The sequence below is a fragment of the Rugamonas rivuli genome (genome assembly GCF_009380165.1).
GTDB lineage: Bacteria > Pseudomonadota > Gammaproteobacteria > Burkholderiales > Burkholderiaceae_D > Rugamonas > Rugamonas rivuli.
This window is the reverse complement of sequence record NZ_WHUF01000003.1, coordinates 185,808-201,788: the sequence shown is the minus strand read 5'-3', so window position 1 is coordinate 201,788 and position 15,981 is coordinate 185,808. Positions and strand designations below refer to the sequence as shown.

The following is a 15,981-nucleotide window of genomic DNA, read 5'->3' as shown; positions in this document are numbered from 1 at the left end:
CTAAGCTTTAACCGAAGCGGAAGCTGCTCACTGCCAGCGATCCCATGAACGCGTCCTCGTGATAGGGGACGCTGGCCGCTTCGTTCTCCGCCGCGCCCAGCACCACCATCAACGGCAGCAGATGCTCCTCGCGTGGATGCGCCATGCGCGCAGACGGCGCCTTTTCCCACTCCATCAACTGCGCCGCGCGCTGCTGCGGCGGCAGCGCCATGGTCGCGCGCAGCCACTCGTCGAAGGCATGCGAGGCCGCCGCGCCCTGGGCGTTGAAGGCGCGCAGGTTGTGGTAACTGAGCCCGCTGCCGACGATCAGCACACCCTGCTCGCGCAAGGGCGCCAGCAGACGGCCCGCCTCCAGATGCGTCAGCGGATCGAGGCCGTGCTTGAGCGACAGCTGCACGATAGGCACGTCCGCGTTTGGATACACCGGATACATGGCGCTGAAGGTGCCGTGGTCGAAGCCGCGCTGCGGGTCCAGCTGCGCCGGGAAACCGCCCGCATCGAGCAGCTGCTTGACCTGCGCCGCCAGCTCCGGCGCACCGGGCGCCTTGTACTGCACCTCATAGGTGTGCGGCGGGAAGCCGCCATAGTCATAGATCATCGGCGGCCGCGCCGACGACGATACCGTGAAATCGCGGCCCTCCCAATGCGCCGTAATCACCAGCACCGCCTTTGGCGTCACGCCGAGCTGGCGCGGGATGTCGCGCAGCGACGCGTCCAGCTGGCCGTACAGATGGCCCACCTGGTCCATCATGAACGGCCACGGGCCGCCGCCATGGGAAAGAAAATAGCTAGGCAATGCATTCATGGTAAAGCTCCGGTTTGAGTATGGACTCACTATAAGGACGGAAGCTGTTGTAATCAATGCGCGAAATGTAGATAGGTCATATCTAAATTGTTAATGATACGGAGCGCGGGCGTATAATGCCGGGGTTCTGGTGCTTGCCCATGTGCTCACATGCGCAGTTAAACGGGAAACACAGGCCGCCCACGCTCGCAGCGTGACGGCCAAGGTGTGCTGCCCCCGCAACGGTAACGCAAGGCCGCTTGAGCGCCTTGCCAGCCCGGATACCGGCCAGACCTGGGGGAAGCGCGCGTGATGCGATCCGCGCGGCTTCCGTACACTTCCGGCTTGCGGGGACGCAGGCGGATGTCTCTTTTGAAAATGATCTGACATGCACTCCACCGCTTTCCAACCGCGCCTGCTGGCCGCCGCCGTTTCCCTGTGCTTTACCGCCGCCGTTCCCGTCAGCGCCCTGGCGCAAGATGCCGCCGCTGCCGGCGCCACCGCCGGCGCGCAGGTCGCCCAGGTGCTCGCACCGATCGTCATCACCGGCTCGCGCTTCGACGCCGACCCGGCGCTGGCTCCGATCGGCGCCACCATCATCACCGCTGAAGACATCCAGCGCGCCGGCGCCAACGACGTCAACGCCGCGATCCGCAAAGTGGGCGGCGTCTACGGCCGCCAAAGCCTGGACGGCAGCCCGGACTTCGGCCTGGACCTGCGCGGCTTCGGCACCAACAGCAGCCAGAACATGGTGATCGTGCTGGACGGCGTGCGCCTGTCGGAAAATGAACTGAGTAACGCCATCCTGTCGACCATCCCTATCGACACCGTGGACCACATCGAAATCACGCGCGGCGGCGCCAGCGTGTTGTACGGCGACGGCGCCACCGGTGGCGTGATCAACATCGTCACCAAACGCCCGGTCAAGAACAGCCGCCGCGGCAGCGTGTTCGTCGAGGGCGGCCAGTTCCGCGCCGGCGAAGCGCGCGTGTCCGGCTTCCAGGCCTGGGACGGCTTCGCCGCCGACGCCACGCTGGACACCCAGCGCACCGACAACTACCGCGACAACAACGAATTCAAGCAGACCCACTTCAGCGGCGGCGCGCAATGGTTCGACAACGCCGGCCGCGCAGGCTTCCGTTACGAAGGCGCGCGCCAGGACATGCGCCTTTCGGGTTCCTTGATCCAGGCGGAGTACAACGCCAATCCGCGCATGGCCAAGACGCCCAATGACTACGCCAATCTCGACAGCGACCGCTTCACCGCCTTCGGCCAGCGCCGCATCGGCGGCTACGAGCTGGCGGCCGATCTGTCCTACCGCAAGAAGACGGTGGAGTCGACCTACGCCGGCCCCAAAGGTGCGTCGACCTACACCATGGACAGCAAACAAACCCAGTTCTCGCCGCGCGTGCGCCGCCTGGGCGAGATCAACGGCCTGCTGAACGAGATGGTGGCCGGCTTCGACTGGACCGTATGGAATCGCGTCAGCGCCGACAGCGGCCACTTCTCGGCGGCCGACGCCACCCAGCACTCGAAAGCGGTGTACGTGCGCGACGAGCTGCGTTTCGACGCCGCCCATGAAGGCCGCGTATCGGCCGGCGTGCGCCGCGAAATCTTCAACAAGGACTTCAACGATCCGCTGAACACCTTCGGCCTGAACAACTACAAACTGGCGCAAGGCCTGAATGCCTGGGAACTGCAGGCGAGCTACATGCCGGTCGCGAAGCTGACCGTGTACGGCAAGGCCGGCCAGAGCTACCGCGTCGCCAACGCCGACGAAAACGGCTACACCGTCGACACCAACAAGGTGCTGCTGGTGCCGCAGCAGTCGCACGACCTGGAACTGGGCGTCAGCTACGGCGCCACCGGCCAGAAGATCACCGGCCGCGTGTTCCGCCACAACCTGACCAACGAGATCTTCTACGATCCGACGCTGAACTTCGGCTACGGCGCCAACACCAACCTGGCGCCGACCCGCCGCGAAGGCTTCGAGCTCGATGCCGAGCAGCGCATCAACGCCAACTGGAGCGTCAACGCGCACTACCAGCACGTGGACGCCAAGTTCACCGAAGGCGTCAACAGCGGCAAGGAGATGGTGCTGGTGCCGAAGAACACGCTGACCGCGCGCCTGAGCTGGACCCTGGCCACCGGCCACACCGCCGATGTCGGCGTGCAGTGGGCAGACAGCCAGCGCTACGGCGGCGACTTCGATAACAAGTGCCCGGCGCAGATCCCGTCCTACACCACGCTGGATGCGCGCTACGCCCGCAAGCTGGGCCAGTGGGAGTTCGCGGTGTCGGGCCAGAACCTGGCCGACAAGCGCTACTTCTCGCAGGCGTTCGGCTGCCAGTACGGCATCTACACCGCCGACGGCCGCCAGCTGAAACTGTCGGCCCGCTACGAGTTCTGATGCGCGCCCTGACCACGACCGTTCGCTACGCCTTGCCTGTGCTGGCGCTGGCGTGCGCGCCGCTGTGCGCGCACGCCGCCGTCACGGTGAAGGACGACGCCGGCAACAGCGTCACCGTCGCCAAACCGGCGCAGCGCATCATCTCGATGGCGCCGCACATCACCGAGCTGCTGTTTGCGGCCGGCGGCGGCGAACGCGTGGTCGGCGTCATGAACTACAGCGATTACCCGGAAGCGGCCAAGCGCATCCCGCAGGTGGGCAGCAACGCCACCATCGACATGGAGCATGTGCTGGCGCTGCGTCCGGACCTGCTGGTGGTGTGGAAGAGCGGGAACACCGCCCGCCAGCTGGACCAGCTGAAAAGCCTGGGCATCCCCATCTTCTACAGCGACCCGCAAAAGCTGGAAGAGGTGGCCACCAGTCTGACCCGCCTGGGCCAGCTGATGGACACCGGACCCGCCGCGCAAAAGTCCGCGCAGGACTACCGCCAGCGCATCGCCAAACTGTCGGCCACCTACGCGCAGCGGTCCACGGTGCGGGTGTTCTACCAGATCTGGGAAAAGCCGCTGTTCACGCTGAGCGGCGAGCATATCGTCAGCGACGCGCTCCGCGTGTGCGGCGGCCAGAACGTGTTCGCCGCGCTCAAGGTGGCCGCGCCCACGGTCAGCACCGAGGCCGTGTTGCAGGAAAATCCGGAAGCCATCGTCGGCGGCGAGAAGCACGACGCCGAAGCCGGCATCAATATCTGGAAGCAGTACAAGGGCATGCAGGCGGTCCAGCGCGGCAACCTGTTCATGATCGACAGCGAAACCCTGGTGCGCGCCACGCCGCGCATCGCCGACGGCGTCGCCGTGCTGTGCGAACGGCTGGAAGCGGCACGCCAGCACCGGCCTTGACGGGTTTAATGCAGCCATAATTTGCACATCGTGGAAAAGGTGGTAATCTCGCGGCGTTTGCCACTTACCCTCGATGAAGGACTGTCATGCGTTTCCTGAGCTTCCTGCGCCCGCTGGTCGTCACCGCGGCCTTCCTGGCCGCCGCCGGCGCCCAAGCCGCCGATTTCAAGAATGGCGTGGACTACAACACGCTGGACCTGCCCAACCGTCCCGACACCGGCAAGAAGGTCGAAGTGCTGGAAGTGTTCATGTACCACTGCCCGTACTGCAACCAGCTGGAAGCGCCGCTGGCCGAATGGGTCAGGAAGCAGGGCGACAAGATCGTCTTCCGCCGCATGCACCTGGGCGAGGATGCGCAAGCCAAGGCTTTCTTCACGCTGGAGGCGATGAACGCGCTGGGCAACGGCATGCACGAAAAGCTGTTCCACGCCGTCCACGTCGAACATAACCGCCTCAATACCGACCAGGCCATCCTCGACTTCGTCGTCAAAAACGGCGTCGACAAGGCCAAATATCTGGAATTTTTCAACTCGTTTGGTGTCCAAGCTAAGATGAAGCGTGGCGTGCAGGTGGCAAACCAGTATAAACTGGACAGTGCTCCGACGCTTGTGATCGACGGTCACTACACGACATCGCCGTCGGTGGCGGGCCATGGCCTGACGTCCACCCCCGAGGTGCACGCAGCCGTGTTTGCAGTGGCGGACAGCCTGGTAGCCAAGTCGGCCCAGGAACGCGCCGGAAAGAAGTAAGGATAGCGCCATGAAAGAAATCAGCGACGAACGCAAAGCGGCCGAGGGCCAGGTCATGAAGATATACAAGGAGTCTTCGCCTGTCATCGAGACCCTGTTCGAATGGGCCTACATCAACCACGTCGCCTGGAGCCTGGCGGTGCTGGCGCTGGGCTTCATCGTCTGGCTGGTGATCGCCTTGAGCAACGCCGAGAACCAGCGCAACGCGCTGATGACCAAGCAGTGCTTCGACCCCGTCTTCAAGGGCGAAATCGACAAGAAGTGCCTGCGCACCGTGCACTCGCGCGAGCACTGGTGGGAGCATGTGAGCTACGCGCTGACCCACGTCAGCCCGGAAAAATAAGCATGGCCCAAGCCCGCAGCAGCGGGCTTTTTCTTTGATAAGGTAGCTTATGAAACAAGTGATACTCGTTACCGGCAGCAGCCGGGGCATAGGCGCGGCGACCGCGCTGATGGCCAGCCGGCGCGGCTACGCCGTCTGCATCAACTACCTGAACGACGCGCAGGCGGCCGACAAGCTGCGCGCGCAGATCGTCGCCGAGGGCGGCGAGGCCATCGCCGTGCAGGCCGATGTCAGCGTGGAGGCAGATGTGCAGCGCCTGTTCGAAACCGTCGATGAGGAACTGGGGCCGTTGACGGCGCTGGTCAACAACGTCGGCGTGCTGGAGCAGCAGTGCCGCTTGACGGAGATGTCGGTGGAGCGCTTGCAGCGGGTGTTCACCACCAATGTGATCAGCTACTTCTTGTGCAGCAAGGAGGCGGTCAAGCGCATGTCGACCGCCAGCGGCGGGCAGGGTGGCGGCATCGTCAACCTGTCGTCCGGCGCGGCGAAGCATGGGGCGCCTAACGTCTACATCGACTACGCGTCGTCCAAAGGCGCGATCGATGTGATGACACTGGGCTTGTCGAAGGAAGTGGCGGCCGAGGGCATACGGGTGAACTGCGTCCGGCCGGGAATGATTTATACCGATATCCACGCCAGCGGCGGCGATCCCGGGCGCGTGGCGCGGCTGGAGTCCAACGTGCCGATGCTGCGCGGCGGCCAGCCGGAGGAGATCGCGGAGACGATATTGTGGCTGCTCAGCCCACAATCGTCCTACGTCAGCGGCGCCATCATCGACGCCGCCGGGGCGCGCTAGCCTCCCACTGCGTGGCATTTTCAACCGCAGCAAGCAGCTGCTTCAAGCGCCAGGCCAATTCCCGCGCGGCGGCGGGCGGCGCACAATTTGGGCATCCAATCAACGAAAGGACTGCCCATGAAACGCTCCCTCCTGCTCGCCGCCTTGCTGCTGGCCGGCGCCGCCCACGCCGACAACACCGCCGACCTCACCATCCAGGCAGCCCGCCGCTACGCCGCCTTCTGGAACACCGGCGACCCTGCACTGGCCGCCCAAGCGCTGGCCCCGAACTTCATGGACCGCACCTTGCCGGCAGGGCGCGAGCAGGGCGTCAACGGCCCGCTGCAAGCGTCGAAAGGCTTCCGCGCCGCCGTGCCCGACCTGAAAGCCGAAATCACCGACATGGTCGTCAACGGCGACCGCGTGGCAGTGCACCTGCATTTCAGCGGTCACTTCACCGGCCAGTTCGGCGCGACCGCTGGCAAGGGGCAGGTGATCGACTTCCAGGCCTTCGACCTGTACCGCGTGGCCGACGGCCGCATCGCCGAGAACTGGCACCTGGAAGACAACCTGACCCTGTTACAGCAAATGGGCGTCATGCCAGGTCTGCAAAGCGCTCCAGCAAAAACTCAATAAGCAGCGTAATGCGCGGCGGCTGATAGCGGTTGCGGTGATACAGCAGGTTGAGTGGCGCGCTCTCGGTGAAGTATTCGTCCAGCACCGTCACCAGCCTGCCGCTGCGCAGATCACCCGCGATATCGAGGATGGACTTGTACGCATAACCCTGGCCCGCGATGGCCCACTTGCGTATCACCTCGCCGTCGTTGCTCTGCTGCGTGCGGCGCACGCGCACCGCGCGCTTCTCGTCCGCCTCGTCGTTGCTGCAATAACGCCACTCCTGCATCGGCCCCAGCGCCGTCACCAGCACCAGCGTCGGCAGCTGCGCTAGCTCCTCCGGCGTGGCCGGGCCGCCAGTCTGCGCGATCAGCACCGGCGACGCGCACACCACGCGCCGGCTCGGCGCCAGCACGCGCCGCACCATCTCGCTGTCGGCCAGCTGGCCGTAGCGGATCGCCAGGTCGATATCGTCCTGCACCATGTTGGCGGTGGAGTCGCTCAGCGTCAGCGCGTACTGCAGCTCCGGGTGCAGCGCGCGGAACTCGTCCAGCATCGGCATCAGCACATTGCGGCCCAGGTCCGACGGCGCCGAAATCTTCACCATTCCGCGCACGCCGTCGCCGCCCGAATGCAGGCCGGCTTCCGCCTCCGCCATCAGCGCCATCGCCTGCTCGCTGAAGTGGCGGTACATCTGGCCTTCCTCGGTCAGGCGCAGCTGGCGCGTGGTGCGCTCGAACAGCTTGACCTTGAGCGAAGCCTCCAGCCGCTGGATGCAGGCGCTGGCCGCCGCCGGCGACATGCCTTGCTTGCGGCCGGCGGCGGAAAAGCTGCCCAGCTGCGCCGCGTCCAGGAACAGGCGGATGGTGCTGAAACGATCGGCGCCGTTATCCATGGATCACCACCGTGCAGGTTGTGCCGGCCACCAGGTCCAGGCCCTTGGGCTGCTGGTCGATGTGGATGCGTACCGGTACGCGCTGCGCCAGCCGCACCCAGTTGAAGGTGGGGTTGACGTCGGCCAGCAGCTCGCGGCCGGTGTTGGCGTCGCGGTCGGTGATGCCGTGGGCGATGCTTTCGATATGCCCCTTCAGCTGCGCCGCGCCGCTCATCAGGTGCACCTCGACGGCGTCGTTCACCTTCAATAGCGGCAGCTTGGTCTCTTCGAAGTAGCCGACCACGTAGAACGAGGCGCTGTTGATCATCGCCAGCTTGGCCGCGCCGACGGCGGCGAAGTCGCCCGCATGCACGTTCAGGTTGGTGACGTAGCCGGTGACTGGCGCGCGCACCACCGTGCGTTCCAGATTGAGCTGCGCCAGATTGCGCGCCGCCAGCGCGGCCTGGTACTGCGCCGTCGCCGTGCCGACCGCGAATTCCGCCGTCTCCTTGTTCTCGGCCGAGACGATGGAGCTGTCCAGCCCCGCGCGGCGGCTGGCCTCCTTGCTGCGGCGGCCTTTCTCCACCTGCTGCGACGCCAGCACGGCGTTGGCCTGCGCCAGCGCGCTCTGGTAACGCGCCGCGTCGACCACGAACAGCACGTCGCCCTGCTTGACCAGCTGGTTATCGCGGACCTTCACCTCGGTGACGGTGCCGGCGACATCGGCGCTGATGGTGACGACATCGGCCTTGACGCGGCCGTCGCGGGTCCAGGCGGACTCCATGTAGTGGTCCCAGGCCGAACGCCCCATCCACAGGGCGGCGGCCAACAGCAGCATGGTCAGGAAAAAACGGAAGATTTTGGATGCACTCACGGCGGGCTTTCTGATTGAGATAAATTATTTATACTTTATTTATACAGCGTCACCAGCAGTGCGCTGAAGATGCAGGCGAACAGGCACAGACGCACCAGCGCCGGATGCCAGCTGCGGCGGTAGGCGCCGAGGTGGCTCAAGGCGCTGTCGAGCGCCACTTGCAGCACCAGGCTGACGAGGAACAGCGGCAGCACGCCGGGCAGCAGTACGCCGAAAAAGTCTATCTCACGCGGCATGGTCGGTTTCTCCTGTAGCTATCTGGTCCAGCAAGGACGTGTAAATGGAATGCAGGTCGGTCAGCGCCGTTTGCAGGCGCAGCCTGCGCTCCGGCGTGGCCGAGGGCAGGGCGGCGCGCACGCTGGCGCCGGCGTCGAGTATCGATTGCAGCGCCGTGCCGCCGCTCGCGTTCGACGGCGCCCGCAGGTAGGCGGCCAGTTCGCGCACCACCAGCTTCAGCGCCGTCGGCACCGGACCTGGTTGCGACCCGGCGATCAGCTGGCGCAGTTCGATCACTGCGTGGCCCAGCTCCAGCAAGGTCAGGCCTTGGCGCACCACGGCGCGAGCGGCTTCGCTTGGCGCCGGACCGGAGGCGGCGTTCAGTTGGCTGAGCAGGTCGCGCACGCGGTTGTCGAAGCGCCGCTTCAGGCGGTACATCGACGCGGTGCAAGCGCCTTGCGCCTCGCGCCACAGGGCGGCGGCCACGTGGTCCTTCTGGCCCATGGTGTGCTCGGGCAGCACCACCTTGAACATCAGGTAGGCCACCGCCACTCCCATGGTCAGCGACAGCTCGCTGCTCATGAAGCTTTCCACGTCGTAGTGCATCAGATTGGTCGGCACCAGCAGCGTCGCGCAGAACATGCAGATGCCGATGCCCACGCCAGCCCAGCGCGGGCTGGTCATCAGGTAGCTGCCGAAGACGAAGATCGGCAGCGCCGCCACGATCAGCGTCGGGAAGTCGTTGGCGCGAGCGACCAGGAAAAATTCGCTGACGAAGGCCAGCGGCGTGGCGAGCAAAAAGCCGATCAGCACCTGCTGCACCAGCGCCGTGGGACGCGGCGACGACGAGGCCAGCGCGCAGAAAATGGTCGCCATCAAAATGGCGTTGCCGACGAAGGGCCACGCCAGCCAGTACCAGGCGGACGCCGTCAGCAGCAGCGTGACGCCGGCGCGGAAGCCGCTGGCGGCGACGATGGCCGGCGGCGTCTTCGGCGTGTAGGAGCCAGGATCGCTGATCTGCTTGCGCTTCTCCTGCGCCAGACCGTGATACAGGCCGGTGAAGGCTTCCATGTCGCGGGCGTAGCGCTCCAGCAGCTCCACCGCGGTGTCGAAGTCGATCTGCTGCGCGCGCGTGACCGGCGTTGCGGCCTCCATGGCTTCCGCCTCGGCCAGCCGGCTGCGGGCGGCGGCGATATCGGCGGCCAGCACGGTGCGCATGCTTGCCATGCGCTGCGGCGTCAGCTCGTCGCGCAGGGCCAGCGCCAGATGCGCGTGCATCGGCTCGACCAGCTCCAGCACCGGCTGCGCATGCCGTGGCGCGGCGCCGCGCAGGCGGTGGATCAGCCGGTGCAGCGTGTAGAAGGTGGTCAGCACCGTCATGAAGGCGGCGTTGAAGGCGTGCAGCTGGCGCGTGTGCGAGCGTGGATGGTCGGCCTCGAAGAAGGCGGCGGCGCGGCCCGATTCCAGCGCGGCGATGTCGGCGGCGAACTTCAGATGGCTCAGTTCCGTCTCGGCCGGCGTCAGGCGCTGCTCCAGCACCTGCGTGCAGAAAGTGACGAAGCTGGCGTAGCGCGCCTGCACGGTGCGCATCACGGTGCGCGAATGACGGCGCGGGAAGACCACATCATGCACCACGGCGGCACAGATGATGCCCAGCCCGACCTCGGTGACGCGGGTGACGGCCAGCGTGAACACGCGGTCCGGCGAGTCGATGGCCGGCACCGCGATCATGCAGGCGGTGTAGCCGGCCAGGACGAAGCTGTACGACTGCTGGTTGCGGTGCATGGCGGCGCCGCCGGTGCACAGGGCGATCCAGACCGCCACGCCGATGAACAGCAGCGGCGGCGATTGCGGGAACAAGGCCACCAGCAGCAGCGAGGCTGCGCAGCCGACCAGCGTGCCGAGAAAACGGTAGAAGGCTTTTTCCAGCACCATGCCGCTGCTGGGCAGGGCCAGGATCACGGTGGTGGCGAGGGCGGTGTAGGGAGCGTCGAGGCCGAGGCGGAAGGCCAGCCACAGCGCGGAGAAGGAGGCCAGCATGGTCTTGGCGACAAAGACCCAGCGCTCGCCCTCGGTGTTGAACCAGCCTTTGGCTTCCGCCGCCAGCCAGCGCATGGCTCCCCTGGCCGCGCTGGTGTCCGGGGTGGGAGTGGCGGCTTGGGGAGGGTTCATGGCGTCGATTCAGGCTATGTGAGTGCTTCTAAATTGTCCAGCTGCCTTTTCAGCAGCGCTTCAAGTACTTTAACTTCTTCCGCGCTGTAGCCGTCGTAGGCATGGGTGGTGGCCGACCATACTTCCGGCAGCACCTTGGCGGCCAGCTCGCGGCCGGCGTCCGTCAGCGAGATCATCACGCAGCGGCGGTCGCCGGGGCGGTTGCCGCGCGTGATCAAGCCCTGGGATTCCAGGTCATTGCAGACGCGCGTCAGGTTGGCCGGCTTTTCCATGCACGCCTCGCCCAGCGTGGAGGCGGTGGATGTCTCGTCGTCCGAGCCGTACAGCACGGCCAACACCATATAGCTGGCGTCGACCAGATCGTATTTGCGCAGCGCCGCGTTGCTCAGGTCTTTCATCCGTTTCTGGATGTGGTAGGTCATGCGCAGCACGCGCATCAAATCCTCGGGGAAGTCCGGCATTCGGGCATGGATGTTTTTCAGGCGTTTTTTAGTCGCTTCAAAACTGCTCATTGCCTGCTCCTCATACGTTTTTCAAAGGCTTTGATTGTACTATCTAAGCATCACGGCAAATCCAGTTTTATGCCTCCACCCAGCGCGGTCATCAACAATGTGTAGTTATCTAGTTGTTTGCTAGCCACTTGCGCCATCTGCTGTTCTTCGTTCAATAACACCAACTGGGCGTTGATCACGTTCAGCGCGTCGGTCATGCCGGCGCGGTAGGCGCGTTCCGCCAGCTCCTGCTGGCGCCTGGCCGAGGCTAGTGCGCGCTGCGCCAGCTTGTCCTGCTGCTTCACCGAATCGATGCGGACCACCGCGTTGGCCACATCGGCCATCGCCTGCACCACGGCCGCGTTGTACTGTTCGACCGCACCGTCGTAGAGCGCGGTCTGGTTGCCCAATTGACTGCGCAGTCGTCCGCCTTCGAAGATCGGCAGGCTGATGGCCGGCGTCACGCCGCGCATGGCGGAGTTAGCGTCCAGGAAGTGCGTGAAGCCCAGCGACTGGAAGCCGACAAAGGCCGCCAGGTTGATGTTCGGGTAAAAATCGGCCTTGGCGCCGGCGATGCGGGCGCTGGCCGCTTCCACGCGCCAGCGCTGCGCCGCGATGTCGGGCCGGTGGCCGACCAGCTCCGCCGGCAGCGAGGCGGGCACCGCGTCGCCATGGCCGGCGTCGAGGGCCAGCATCGGCCGGGCGATCGCATCTCCGTCGCCCGGTCCTTTGCCGATCAGTGCCGCCAGCTGGTTGCGCAGCAGGGCGATCGACTCTCCGATCTGCTCATGCTCGCGCCGTCCCGCCGGCAGCGTGGTCTCTATGCTCGCGACTTCGATCTCGCTGGCCAGCCCTGCGGCCTGGCGCTTGCGCGTGATCTCCAGGATGCGCTGGCGCTGCGCCAGGTTCTGCGCCACGCTGTCCTGCAACGCGTATTCCAGCGACAGCTGGATGTAGCTGCGCACGATGGCCGATTCCAGCGTCAGCCGCGCCATCTGCGATTCCGCCGACGCCATGTGGACCTCGTCCAGCGCGGCGGCCAGCGCATCGCGGTTGCGGCCCCACAGATCCAGGTCGTAGGAGCCGGACAAGGTGGCGGTGTTCTTCCACGCGTAGTTGCCGGCCAATGGAGCGGGCACGGTGCTGTGCGCGGAATACAGTTCGCGGTCGGCGCTGGCGGAGGCGTTCACCTGCGGCAGCGTGCCCGCCTTGGCGACGCCGGCCAGCGCTTCGGCCTGGCGCACGCGGGCCTGGGTGGCGCGCAGCGACGGATTGTCGGCCAGCGCGGCGGCCACCAGTTTGTTCAGCTGCGCGTCATGCAGCGCTTCCCACCACTGCTGCTCGGGCCAGGCGACGTTGGCGCTGGCGGCGGCGATGGCTTTGCCGGCATTGAGTTCGGCCGGTTTCAGCGCGACTGCCTGCGGCTTGACCTTGCCCATGTCGGCGCAGCCGGCCAGCACCGCCAGCACACATGCGGCGAGGGCGGTAGTCTGGAGGGCGCGTGGCGTTTGCATGGACTGGGCTTCCGATTACTTGCGTATTACTTGGTGTAGTGCTTCTTGGTCTGGGCGACATCCATGTCGGCTTCGTTCTCGATCAGCGTGCCGTTCTTGCGCGCTTCGAGGAATTCCGCCTGCACCTGGGCGCGGGTCAGGCCGGCCGGTTGGGCTTTGGTGGTCGACGCCAGCGCGCCGTTGGCGACGGCGGTTTGCGCGGCGTTGGTGGTCGCGGCGGTTGCCGTGGCGGCGGCCGGCGCGGTGCTCTGCGCGAAGGCGCTGGTGACGGTGGTGGCCGTGGCGGCGATGGCGAATGCTGCGGTGGCTGCGGCGCGGATCAGATTTTTGGTCGTGGTGCTCATGGCGTTTCTCCTTGGTTGGCTGCGGTATGGAGTAACTATAGAGATGAATATTACATTTGTAAAGTAAAAAATACCTATCGGCACGATAGCCTTTATGCGCGCATCCGCACGGAAGGGCGGCGGCGCCGGTGGTTCAATCGGGTTTTCACTGGAAGGAGCAGATCATGGCTGACAGCACCCTGGACCCGGACAATATCCCGGTAGGTACCGACCGCACACTGGGACGCGGCCACGGCACGCGCGCGCTGGGCCCCAGCGACAACTCCGACAGCGGCAGCGACGTCGCCGGTGAGCCGGACGTGGGCCTCGATAGTGACACCGATGCGGAAGGCACGGGCGAACGCGCCGGCGTGGATGTCGAAACGCTGCCGCCGGATGCGGACATCGGCTTCGATCACATTGAAACGATCCCGGTGGTGGATGGCGAGTTCCGCGAAGTTGCGGAGGCCGGGGATGCCGCGTCGGACGAGCGGGGAGAACGGCGCGACTGGTCGCGTACTAGCTCGCCGCCGACATCGCGTCCGTAATCCAGTCGACGAACACGCGCACGCGCGGCGACAGCTGGCGCGCGTGCGGATACAGCACCGATACAGGCATCGGCTTGGGCCGCCATGCGCCCAGCACTTCGCGGAATGCGCCGCTCTCCAGCAGACCGGTGACGTGGTAGCGCGGCAGCTGCACCAGGCCGAGATGGCTGGCGCAGCAGGCCACGTAAGCCTCGGCATTGCTGACCGTGACGATGCCGGGCAGCGTGATGCTGCGCTCCTCGCCATCGACCACGAAGTCGAACGGGAACATCTTGCCGCTGCTGGCGGAGTAGAAGTTGACGGCGCGGTGGCCGGCCAGGTCGTCGAGCGTGGCGGGCGTGCCGTACTTGTCGAGATAAGCGGCGCTGGCGCAGGTGACCTGCTGCAGCGTAGCCACGCGCCGGGCCACCATGCTGGAGTCCCGCAGCTCGCCCACGCGCAGCACGCAGTCTATGCCGTCGCGCACCAGGTCGATCAGGCGGTCGCCCATGCCGATCTCCAGTTCCAGGTCCGGATAGCGTTCGAAGAATTCGGCCAGCCGTGGCAGCACGTAATGCTGCGCCAGGGTGCCCTGCAAATCCACCCGCAGCTTGCCGCGTGGCGCCACGCCGCTGGTGCCGAAGCCCGCTTCGGTTTCCTCGACATCGGCCAGGATACGCACGCAGCGATGGTAGTAGGCCTGGCCGTCCAGCGTGGCGCTGACGTGGCGCGTGGTCCTTTGCAGCAGGCGTACGCCCAGCCGCGCCTCCAGCTGCTTGATGGTGTAGGTGGCGGTGGCCGCCGGAATCTGCAAATCGTCCGCCGCCTTGCTGAAGCTCTCCAGCTCGACGATGCGGGTAAAAATCCGCATCGCGTTAAAACGGTCCATGGGGTGCCCGGTTTGTTGGTTGATATTGCATAGTACCGGCAATATTAACGCCTTTATTCGCCTGCGGTCACGCGGCCGGGATGTCGACCACGAAGCGGCAGCCGCGCGGCTGCACGGCTTCCAGCCGCGCGGCGCCGCGCAAGCCCTGGGCCGCGCGCTGCACGATGGACAATCCCAGTCCCGAACCGGAGACGTTCTGGCCCGCGCAGCGGTAGAAGCGCTCGAACACCAGCGCCTGTTCTGCGGAGGGGATACCGGGGCCGTTGTCGCTGACGGCCAGGCGCAGCGCGCCGTCGACGCGGGCCAGTTCCACCGTCACCTGTCCGCCGTCGTCGATGTAGCGCACCGCGTTGTGCAGCAGGTTGTGCAGGATGGAGAGGAATGCATGGTGGTCCAGCGCATGCGGCAGCGCGTCCGGCGCTTCCAGCGACAGTTCGATGTCGCGCTCCATCGCCGCCGGCGCCAGGTCGACGATGGCTTGCCGCGCCATCTGCGCCGCGTCCAGCGTTTGCAGCGACAGGCCTTGTTCGGTGCCGCGCTCCAGCTGCGCCATCTCCATCAGCTGCTGCACCAGGTGGGAGGCGCGGGCGATGGCGTGGTCCATGCGCTGCTCGGCCTCGTCGCGCTGCGCCTGGTCCTGCGCCTTCACCAGCACGTGGGCCTGGACCGAGATCACCGCCATCGGCGTGCGCAGCTCGTGGGCGGCATCGTGCACGAAGCTGGTCTCGCGCGCCACGCGGCGGCGCAACTGGTCCAGCAGATTGTCCAGTGCTGTCGCCAGCGGCTTGAGCTCCTGGTACTTCGGCACGATGTTCAGCGGTGTCAGATCATGGCCGCCTTTGCCGACGATGTGGGCCGAAAGCTCCTGCAAAGGCTTCAATCCGCGCCGCACCGCGAACCATAGCGGCAGGACCACCAGCGGCAGAGCGATCAGCATGTTGACGCCCAGTTCCGTGCCCATGCGGCGCAATATCCACCAGTTGGAGATCTTCTGCGCCGCCACGGTCACCGTCCATGCGCCCACGCGGCGCTGGTGGATGCGGAACGGCTGGCCGCCGATCTCGGTGCTGCCGATGTCCACGCCCAGAGTCGGCAGCGGCGTGCCTTTCGTCTCGGGCGACAGGTAGATGCGCGTGCCATCCGCGCGCGACAGCTGGAGCGCCAGGATGCCAGGCACGCTTTGGTCGCGATAGCTCTGGTTGATCAGATTGGAGGTGGCGGCCAACGCGGTGCGTGCCGCCTCTTCGCTCTGCACGTCGTTCAGCGTCACCTGCACATTGTCGCCAAGGGCGCGCACGCGGCGGTCGAAGTCTTCGTGGTCGATGGCGACGGAAAGCTCCCGTCCCATCAGCACCAGCCACACCAGGCAGAACGCCGCCAGCAGGGACAGCATCACGCGCCGCACCAGCGTCGGCTGGCCCAGGTTCAGTTTCAATTTTTGCATGCGGGGAGTATAACCGCAGCCATCTTAAGGTGAGCCAAAGGTTGTCTCGCCTACAATCCAGCATCAACCGAACTGCCAGGGAGCA

General features: G+C 65.8%; 17 protein-coding genes and 1 riboswitch. Of the genes, 7 read left to right on the top strand and 10 right to left on the bottom strand.

The window, feature by feature from the left end; all coding sequences use genetic code 11:
• Positions 1-7: 7 nt before the first annotated feature.
• On the bottom strand, positions 8-805 hold the full coding sequence (locus GEV01_RS11255; RefSeq protein ID WP_152804337.1) for a DODA-type extradiol aromatic ring-opening family dioxygenase: 798 nt from the start codon (positions 803-805) through the stop codon (positions 8-10).
• 111 nt (positions 806-916) lie between these two features.
• Positions 917-1,091: riboswitch (cobalamin riboswitch) on the top strand.
• 81 nt (positions 1,092-1,172) lie between these two features.
• On the opposite strand from GEV01_RS11255, the gene GEV01_RS11250 reads away from it, so the two are divergent.
• The 6 genes from GEV01_RS11250 to GEV01_RS11225 all read left to right on the top strand — a co-directional run bounded on the left by GEV01_RS11250 (position 1,173) and on the right by GEV01_RS11225 (position 6,593).
• A complete protein-coding gene (locus GEV01_RS11250; protein WP_152804335.1) occupies positions 1,173-3,194 on the top strand; it encodes a TonB-dependent receptor in 2,022 nt (673 codons plus the stop codon).
• Entirely contained in the window at positions 3,194-4,090 is an 897-nt protein-coding gene (locus GEV01_RS11245) for a cobalamin-binding protein (protein ID WP_152804333.1), read from the top strand. The genes GEV01_RS11250 and GEV01_RS11245 overlap by 1 nt, the downstream gene beginning before the upstream one ends.
• Before the next feature lie 86 nt (positions 4,091-4,176).
• Positions 4,177-4,839, top strand: coding sequence for a thiol:disulfide interchange protein DsbA/DsbL (locus GEV01_RS11240; RefSeq protein ID WP_008446266.1), 663 nt, complete (start codon positions 4,177-4,179; stop codon positions 4,837-4,839).
• A gap of 10 nt (positions 4,840-4,849) precedes the next feature.
• Positions 4,850-5,182, top strand: a complete 333-nt coding sequence (locus tag GEV01_RS11235; protein WP_070270002.1) for a hypothetical protein — start codon at positions 4,850-4,852, stop codon at positions 5,180-5,182.
• Positions 5,183-5,231: 49 nt separating this feature from the next.
• Positions 5,232-5,978, top strand: a complete 747-nt coding sequence (locus GEV01_RS11230; RefSeq protein WP_152804331.1) for an SDR family oxidoreductase — start codon at positions 5,232-5,234, stop codon at positions 5,976-5,978.
• 117 nt (positions 5,979-6,095) lie between these two features.
• Positions 6,096-6,593, top strand: a complete 498-nt coding sequence (locus tag GEV01_RS11225) for an ester cyclase (protein WP_152804329.1) — start codon at positions 6,096-6,098, stop codon at positions 6,591-6,593.
• On the opposite strand, the gene GEV01_RS11220 is transcribed toward GEV01_RS11225, so the two are convergent.
• Genes GEV01_RS11220 through GEV01_RS11190 form a run of 7 tightly spaced genes read right to left on the bottom strand, consistent with a single transcriptional unit; the run spans position 6,553 to position 13,057 of the window.
• On the bottom strand, positions 6,553-7,467 hold the full coding sequence (locus tag GEV01_RS11220) for a LysR family transcriptional regulator (protein ID WP_152804327.1): 915 nt from the start codon (positions 7,465-7,467) through the stop codon (positions 6,553-6,555). The genes GEV01_RS11225 and GEV01_RS11220 overlap by 41 nt on opposite strands.
• On the bottom strand, positions 7,460-8,320 hold the full coding sequence (locus tag GEV01_RS11215) for an efflux RND transporter periplasmic adaptor subunit (protein ID WP_328595489.1): 861 nt from the start codon (positions 8,318-8,320) through the stop codon (positions 7,460-7,462). Before GEV01_RS11215 ends, GEV01_RS11220 begins: the two co-directional genes overlap by 8 nt.
• 35 nt (positions 8,321-8,355) lie before the next feature.
• Positions 8,356-8,556 carry a DUF1656 domain-containing protein gene (locus GEV01_RS11210; RefSeq protein ID WP_008446277.1) on the bottom strand — a complete coding sequence of 67 codons (201 nt, stop codon included), beginning with the start codon at positions 8,554-8,556 and terminating at the stop codon, positions 8,356-8,358.
• Entirely contained in the window at positions 8,546-10,708 is a 2,163-nt protein-coding gene (locus GEV01_RS11205; protein ID WP_152804325.1) for an FUSC family protein, read from the bottom strand. Before GEV01_RS11205 ends, GEV01_RS11210 begins: the two co-directional genes overlap by 11 nt.
• A gap of 14 nt (positions 10,709-10,722) precedes the next feature.
• A complete protein-coding gene (locus tag GEV01_RS11200) occupies positions 10,723-11,220 on the bottom strand; it encodes a MarR family winged helix-turn-helix transcriptional regulator (protein ID WP_152804323.1) in 498 nt (165 codons plus the stop codon).
• A 50-nt stretch (positions 11,221-11,270) separates the two neighbouring features.
• Complete coding sequence (locus tag GEV01_RS11195; protein ID WP_152804321.1) at positions 11,271-12,713, bottom strand: efflux transporter outer membrane subunit; 1,443 nt, start codon at positions 12,711-12,713, stop codon at positions 11,271-11,273.
• A 26-nt stretch (positions 12,714-12,739) separates the two neighbouring features.
• Positions 12,740-13,057: a DUF4148 domain-containing protein gene (locus GEV01_RS11190; protein ID WP_152804319.1), complete on the bottom strand. Its 318-nt coding sequence runs from the start codon at positions 13,055-13,057 to the stop codon at positions 12,740-12,742.
• A gap of 164 nt (positions 13,058-13,221) precedes the next feature.
• On the opposite strand from GEV01_RS11190, the gene GEV01_RS11185 reads away from it, so the two are divergent.
• Positions 13,222-13,584 carry a hypothetical protein gene (locus tag GEV01_RS11185; protein WP_152804317.1) on the top strand — a complete coding sequence of 121 codons (363 nt, stop codon included), beginning with the start codon at positions 13,222-13,224 and terminating at the stop codon, positions 13,582-13,584.
• Here the strand turns inward: GEV01_RS11185 and GEV01_RS11180 are convergent.
• Positions 13,556-14,452 carry a LysR family transcriptional regulator gene (locus GEV01_RS11180; RefSeq protein ID WP_152804315.1) on the bottom strand — a complete coding sequence of 299 codons (897 nt, stop codon included), beginning with the start codon at positions 14,450-14,452 and terminating at the stop codon, positions 13,556-13,558. The genes GEV01_RS11185 and GEV01_RS11180 overlap by 29 nt on opposite strands.
• Before the next feature lie 67 nt (positions 14,453-14,519).
• A complete protein-coding gene (locus GEV01_RS11175) occupies positions 14,520-15,896 on the bottom strand; it encodes a sensor histidine kinase (protein ID WP_152804313.1) in 1,377 nt (458 codons plus the stop codon).
• Between the last annotated feature and the right edge of the window lie 85 nt (positions 15,897-15,981).

Excerpts from the sequence above, each read along its gene's own strand:
- GEV01_RS11255 (WP_152804337.1), bottom strand. The coding sequence starts at position 805 with ATGAATGCATTGCCTAGCTATTTTCTTTCCCATGGCGGCGGCCCGTGG.
- GEV01_RS11250 (WP_152804335.1), top strand. The coding sequence starts at position 1,173 with ATGCACTCCACCGCTTTCCAACCGCGCCTGCTGGCCGCCGCCGTTTCC.
- GEV01_RS11245 (WP_152804333.1), top strand. The coding sequence starts at position 3,194 with ATGCGCGCCCTGACCACGACCGTTCGCTACGCCTTGCCTGTGCTGGCG.
- GEV01_RS11240 (WP_008446266.1), top strand. The coding sequence starts at position 4,177 with ATGCGTTTCCTGAGCTTCCTGCGCCCGCTGGTCGTCACCGCGGCCTTC.
- GEV01_RS11235 (WP_070270002.1), top strand. The coding sequence starts at position 4,850 with ATGAAAGAAATCAGCGACGAACGCAAAGCGGCCGAGGGCCAGGTCATG.
- GEV01_RS11230 (WP_152804331.1), top strand. The coding sequence starts at position 5,232 with ATGAAACAAGTGATACTCGTTACCGGCAGCAGCCGGGGCATAGGCGCG.
- GEV01_RS11225 (WP_152804329.1), top strand. The coding sequence starts at position 6,096 with ATGAAACGCTCCCTCCTGCTCGCCGCCTTGCTGCTGGCCGGCGCCGCC.
- GEV01_RS11220 (WP_152804327.1), bottom strand. The coding sequence starts at position 7,467 with ATGGATAACGGCGCCGATCGTTTCAGCACCATCCGCCTGTTCCTGGAC.
- GEV01_RS11210 (WP_008446277.1), bottom strand. The coding sequence starts at position 8,556 with ATGCCGCGTGAGATAGACTTTTTCGGCGTACTGCTGCCCGGCGTGCTG.
- GEV01_RS11205 (WP_152804325.1), bottom strand. The coding sequence starts at position 10,708 with ATGAACCCTCCCCAAGCCGCCACTCCCACCCCGGACACCAGCGCGGCC.
- GEV01_RS11200 (WP_152804323.1), bottom strand. The coding sequence starts at position 11,220 with ATGAGCAGTTTTGAAGCGACTAAAAAACGCCTGAAAAACATCCATGCC.
- GEV01_RS11195 (WP_152804321.1), bottom strand. The coding sequence starts at position 12,713 with ATGCAAACGCCACGCGCCCTCCAGACTACCGCCCTCGCCGCATGTGTG.
- GEV01_RS11190 (WP_152804319.1), bottom strand. The coding sequence starts at position 13,057 with ATGAGCACCACGACCAAAAATCTGATCCGCGCCGCAGCCACCGCAGCA.
- GEV01_RS11185 (WP_152804317.1), top strand. The coding sequence starts at position 13,222 with ATGGCTGACAGCACCCTGGACCCGGACAATATCCCGGTAGGTACCGAC.
- GEV01_RS11180 (WP_152804315.1), bottom strand. The coding sequence starts at position 14,452 with ATGGACCGTTTTAACGCGATGCGGATTTTTACCCGCATCGTCGAGCTG.
- GEV01_RS11175 (WP_152804313.1), bottom strand. The coding sequence starts at position 15,896 with ATGCAAAAATTGAAACTGAACCTGGGCCAGCCGACGCTGGTGCGGCGC.